Annotated in this window: 5 protein-coding genes; 1 reads left to right on the top strand and 4 read right to left on the bottom strand. The window is 56.4% G+C overall.

Annotated elements, in window-relative coordinates; genetic code table 11:
* The first annotated feature begins 602 nt into the window (after window positions 1-602).
* Window positions 603-1460 (top strand): hypothetical protein, encoded by an 858-nt coding sequence (locus BSP239C_RS20155; protein WP_101575080.1) that lies wholly within the window; start codon window positions 603-605, stop codon window positions 1458-1460.
* Window positions 1461-1864: 404 nt separating this feature from the next.
* Here BSP239C_RS20155 and BSP239C_RS20150 read toward each other — a convergent pair whose 3' ends face one another.
* The 4 genes from BSP239C_RS20150 to BSP239C_RS20135 are packed head-to-tail and all read right to left on the bottom strand — an operon-like array spanning window position 1865 to window position 4797.
* Window positions 1865-2743, bottom strand: coding sequence for a DMT family transporter (locus tag BSP239C_RS20150; protein WP_101575079.1), 879 nt, complete (start codon window positions 2741-2743; stop codon window positions 1865-1867).
* A complete protein-coding gene (locus BSP239C_RS20145) occupies window positions 2740-3684 on the bottom strand; it encodes a DUF6024 family protein (protein WP_257930302.1) in 945 nt (314 codons plus the stop codon). Before BSP239C_RS20145 ends, BSP239C_RS20150 begins: the two co-directional genes overlap by 4 nt.
* Window positions 3656-4081 (bottom strand): NUDIX domain-containing protein, encoded by a 426-nt coding sequence (locus BSP239C_RS20140; RefSeq protein ID WP_101575077.1) that lies wholly within the window; start codon window positions 4079-4081, stop codon window positions 3656-3658. The genes BSP239C_RS20145 and BSP239C_RS20140 overlap by 29 nt, the downstream gene beginning before the upstream one ends.
* Entirely contained in the window at window positions 4078-4797 is a 720-nt protein-coding gene (locus BSP239C_RS20135; RefSeq protein ID WP_219618942.1) for a hypothetical protein, read from the bottom strand. The genes BSP239C_RS20140 and BSP239C_RS20135 overlap by 4 nt, the downstream gene beginning before the upstream one ends.
* Window positions 4798-5062 lie beyond the last annotated feature (265 nt).

Raw genomic sequence — 5062 nt, 5'->3', positions numbered from 1 at the left:
GTCCACGTCGAGGTCTTTCGGATGGGCAGTGTGAGAACTTCCATCATCGGAAGACCTCGACGTCTATCCGGGTAGCGACTCGCCTTGTTTGAAATTCATCGGCCTACACTCTCGTTTACGAAGAGCCAGTTAACGCATGGAACCAGCATCAAATAGTATTCCCACTAATGCGGCAGAAAACGTCGCACATGGCAATCTCATTGCACCAACAAGAGCAACGGAGCTTTCCCGCTCAGTACGGCACCATCGCGCTGAATGGACAGTTTCCGTCGCTGAAGGACTATTGAGTGTCAACGATGTTCTCACCAGCGTTGGTGGGAGCAATGAAGGGAGGGTACTCGGAGCTATCTCTTTGCGGCAGCTCCTGCTCGCGTCCAACGAACATGGACCCCAAACGCGAGTGAATCAACTCATCGAACGGCTGAAGGAAATCTCAGACTCCAGCGATCCCCCCACACGAAAAATCACACTGGCGTGGTTGTTCGACCCACGCAGTCAAGGCAAGAGACTCGTTGCCTACTGCGATGCCATTCACAACAACCGCCAGGAATCCCCCTGGCCAGGCTTCCCCTTCTCTGAGAACACGGCAGGAGAACATTCACATGAGTGACCGCTACGATCCGGTCAAGGAGGCAGTCGTGACCATCGTGTCCTTGGACGCCGATGCACAGACAGTCGCCATCGAAGACTACTCGCGCTCCGCGAGAGAGACCTATCGGCAGATCGCCTTCCACATGTGCCGAACCAACAACCTGCCAGCAAATCGACATCTTGATGATGTCATCCAAATCGTGGCGACGAGAGACTATGAACTCATCCTCGAAGCGATCGAAGACCCCACCATCTTCGATCGCATCAACAGGTGGACCGGTTACCTGCATGATGAGTCGCGCAATGCTGTGAAGTCCTACGTCGACACCACTGCCGGTGCCGCACCGATGACTGGCATGACCAATCTCAATCGACGTCGCCGGCTGCTGTCGTCAATGAGACAGTCCATGATCATGGACGGCCACGACAGCCCCACTGACACGGAAGTCGTCGAAGCAACCAACGAACGCCTCTATCGCACGAGAAAGGATCCAGCCAAGAGCGGGCTGATTTGTACCGTCGACGACTTCTACCTCACGGTGTCCCCGCTGGAAGTCGTGCCCGATGTCGCGACGTCGGGCGATCTCGACTCGGTGATTCACTCCACGGAGGGCGCCCAAATTGTAGCCAAAGCCATCGAGGAGGCCACCACTGAGTCTGAGACGTTCGGCGTCGTCCTCGACTGCTACTTCGGTGAGCTCTTCGGAGACGGTGCGACTGGTCAGATCCCGCAGACGGCCGATGTGGCTGAGATGACGGGTCTGACAAGTCGGGAGTGCACCCGGCTTAAACGTAACGGGTTGCTCATGATGCAGCGCCTCATGCGCGACCACTACGGCATCACCAGCGAAGATTGGGCAGCCTCATGAGCCTCGACGAGCGATCGGCCCAGCTGGCCAGCGCCAAGCGCAAACTCGAGAAGTGCCGCGACCTCGCCAGCCGACCAGGAGAAGATAGTCCCTGGACCGGCGACGAGGCGGAGGCAACTACCGGTCAGACAAAGCGATCGGCATGAGTTGAAGAGGCAAGGGTGGAGTCTTGACTTCCCGGTGTGTTTGCCCGTTGGGCTATCTCAACGAACTATTGACCCTTGCTGGAAGTTGACCAGCTACAGATTGGAGGGCCATTCTGCTGAGACGCTCGGTGGATGGATACCGCTCATCTTCGGCAAGGCAGAGGGCCACATAGAAGAACGTCTTGCGCCAATTGTTCGCTCACAGTGCTCATGTTTGCAGTCTTTTCAGCAAGACTATTGAGGAGTAACAGCCAATTCCTAGCCTGGGGTTCGAGCCAATCGCTGAGCCGAATTGGCGCGTCTTATCGACACAACATTCTGCACGACGATGGCTGCGACGACGAAAGCTCCTCCGACTAGGACCTCACAGCTGGGCTGCTCGCCGAGGAACGCCCACACCCATACCGGCCCAAGAGTTGTCTCAAGCAGCAGGAACAGAGCTACCTGTGGTGCGGGGAGATACCTTGGCCCCAACGCGAGACATCCAAGTGCCGCTGGCATGACCAACAAGCCTTCGACTGCCATAGGGGCTGCAGCAATCGCTGGCAACGAAAGGTAGGGCAGCCATGGGATCAGCACGATCGCAGACAACACTCCGCCGATGCCTGGCGCCATGAAGAGAACTGCGTCCGACTGGCGCGTCACCACGAAAGCCGACCCCATACACACGGCTGCCCCAAGCCCGAGTAAGTCGCCGACCCCGTGACCACTGGAGAGTCCTGTCGAGACGATGACCGCCACTCCGAGCAATGCGGCAATCATCGCAACCCACACTTCTCTCGCCGGTCGTTCACCCAGGAAAATGCGGGATAGCAACGCTGACCAGAACGGAGTCGTGGCCAACAGGAAGAGTGTGTTTGATGCCGCGGTGGCCGCGAGAGAAGTGACAAAGAGTATCGAGGCACCCCCGAACAATGCAGCAGCCAACCAGCCGGCCCGTCCGCCGATCAGTGGGATCGGCTGACCGATGATTCGCAGAACTGTCCAGATCAGCATGAACATCACGAACATGAGAGCACCGCGCCAGAAGGCAACGGTCAGTCCGGAATGACCGATGATCTTGAGCAATAGGGTGTCAGAGGTCATCACGAGGGCGCCCGTAGCGGTGATCATGATTCCGCGATGGTACGCCGTCATGCGGTGGCTCCGGGCTGCGCGGCCACTCGGAGTGCGTCCATGAAGTCGTCGGTGCAGTCAACGTCGGGCCGATCTCCGCTTCCGGTTCGCCAGTACGAAAAGCGGATGGTGTTGTCCTGCTCGAAGTGGCGTCCGTTCACCAACGGGCCCGGTAGCAATGTCCGGACTGGAATATCGCTTATCGGCCGGAGACAGCGCATTGGTAGTCGTCGATCGTCATTGATGACCTCGAGGCCGAGGTCGTCGATCACCTGTGTCTCGCACGAGCTAATATTCAATGTGGCGTAGTTCCACACGTTGGTAGTAGCCATCCGGCCATTGGCGCGTTTGAGAATCTCGAGTGCGACACAACCCTGCTCGACCACGGTCAACACTCGAAGCAAGGGCGAGTCGTCCGAGATGATTGCTGGGGCCACGATCGCTATCCCGAGGCCGGGGGCTCCCATGAAATGCTTGTGCAATGGTGCCAGAGCCACGTCCGAATGCTCGATCAACTCGGCAGTGAGTGCCGTTCCGAACGACTGCGCCCCGTCCACAACAACTTTGTGGTCTCTTGACGACAGAGATATCGATTCGTCGATGAGACCGGTCGTCGGTGCTATGTGCGTGTGGAAATCGATTCGAGACCTGCAACAGTCACTCCAGCTATGGCCCAGGTCGGTCAAGATCTGACGATATCCTGGAAAATGCTGAAACACAGCGCCTTGAGGATGGACACACGCCCTAGCGACAGTTGCGGCACCGAGCACCCCGACGAAGCCCGATGAGGTGTTCGAAGTAATGAACACCCGGCCACGATAGATCCCAAGACTGTCAGCGATCGTCGACCTCAATTGCTCTCGCTCCCGGGCACAGGCACGAAAATAAGGAGTCTCATACTGTTGCTGTAGCAAAGGGTTCATGGCCGCGCTGTCAATCATTCCAAAGATCCTGCCTTTCATCAGGAACAATCATCCCCTCCTCGATGAGATCAGGAATGACTTGCTCGGCGAATACCGACCCGACAGAGAGGCCATTGTTTCGACCTACATCGGAACCCACCCAGGCGAGCTCCACGATCTCGGTCGACGGTTCAGGCTCACCGTCGATATTGGCGATGAAAACTTGGACCCTGACTTGCTCGTCCTCAAGAGCTGAGGAAGCAGTGTACGTGCCGAAAGGTCGAATCATGGCAAGGCTCACATCAAGTTCTTCTCTCAACTCGCGCCTGAGGCATTGCTCTGCTGTTTCGCCTGGTTCGATCTTCCCGCCGGGCGACAAAAACACACCTGTCCCATGTTTGCGGCAGACGAGAACTTGATGATCTCGAATGATCACAGCGGCGACCTTCTCGATCACGAAGCTGCCCGATCACCCGACGTAGCGACCTCGTGCTCTTTCCCGCCTCCAGCGGTGAGGTCTCCTTTTAAGAATGCGATGATTTCTCTAGCGATCTCGTCCTTCGCTCGCAGATAGTTCAGGATGGTCTCGTCGTCGGGTGTTGTGAAGCTGTCTCCGAAAATCGAGATTCCTTCCAGCGATTTCGTTGATAATCCAAGCTGCAGTAGCCGGTACTTCACTTCTTCGGATGACGTGGCGAGTTCGTACACGGGACTGTTGTACTCGATCCCATAGTCCGAGAGGAACTTGATGAAGTGTTCCTTTGCCACAATCCGTTGCTCGGGAAACTCGCTTTGGTATGACGCGATTCCGTCGTTAACAGTGGACAGGCCATTGCGGTGGCAGTAGTCGATGATGTGGCAGTGTATGGCCACTTTCTCCCCGAGAAGGACAAGGTTTTTTCGGTATTTGAGGATGTCTTGCTCGATCGAGGCGATCGCAATTTCGCGGAAAGTTCCGCTGATGTCATCTCGTATGTGAGTGATGACCAGTTCACCGAACCGGGAGCGCAATTCTCGAACGCGGAAATCGATAATCTCTCGATGGAGAGAACAGCCTGAGTTAGCGCTGTACAAGTGGACTGGGATTCCCCGCAACATCAATGAGCTTGCTGCGAGAGTACTGTCTCGGCCGCCAGTGAACATGACCAGCTGGGCCATCGGAGTTTCCGTCATTGGACTCCCCTTACTTGTAAATCAGGACGAATCCACACCATATAGGACACAAGCCAGACTGTCTACAGCCGACGTAGTGAACGTCAGCACAATGGAGTCTAACGTGCCAACCGGAAACGTTTGGCCGCCACCATATCGGGCTCTTCGTAAACGAGAGTGTAGGCCGATGAATTTCAAACAAGGCGAGTCGCTACCCGGATAGACGTCGAGGTCTTCCGATGATGGAAGTTCTCACACTGCCCATCCGAAAGACCTCGACGTGGAC

Source organism: Brevibacterium sp. 239c, assembly GCF_900169365.1.
Taxonomy (GTDB): domain Bacteria; phylum Actinomycetota; class Actinomycetes; order Actinomycetales; family Brevibacteriaceae; genus Brevibacterium.
The sequence above is the reverse complement of the archived record's forward strand: the minus strand, read 5'-3'. Positions and strand labels throughout refer to the sequence as shown.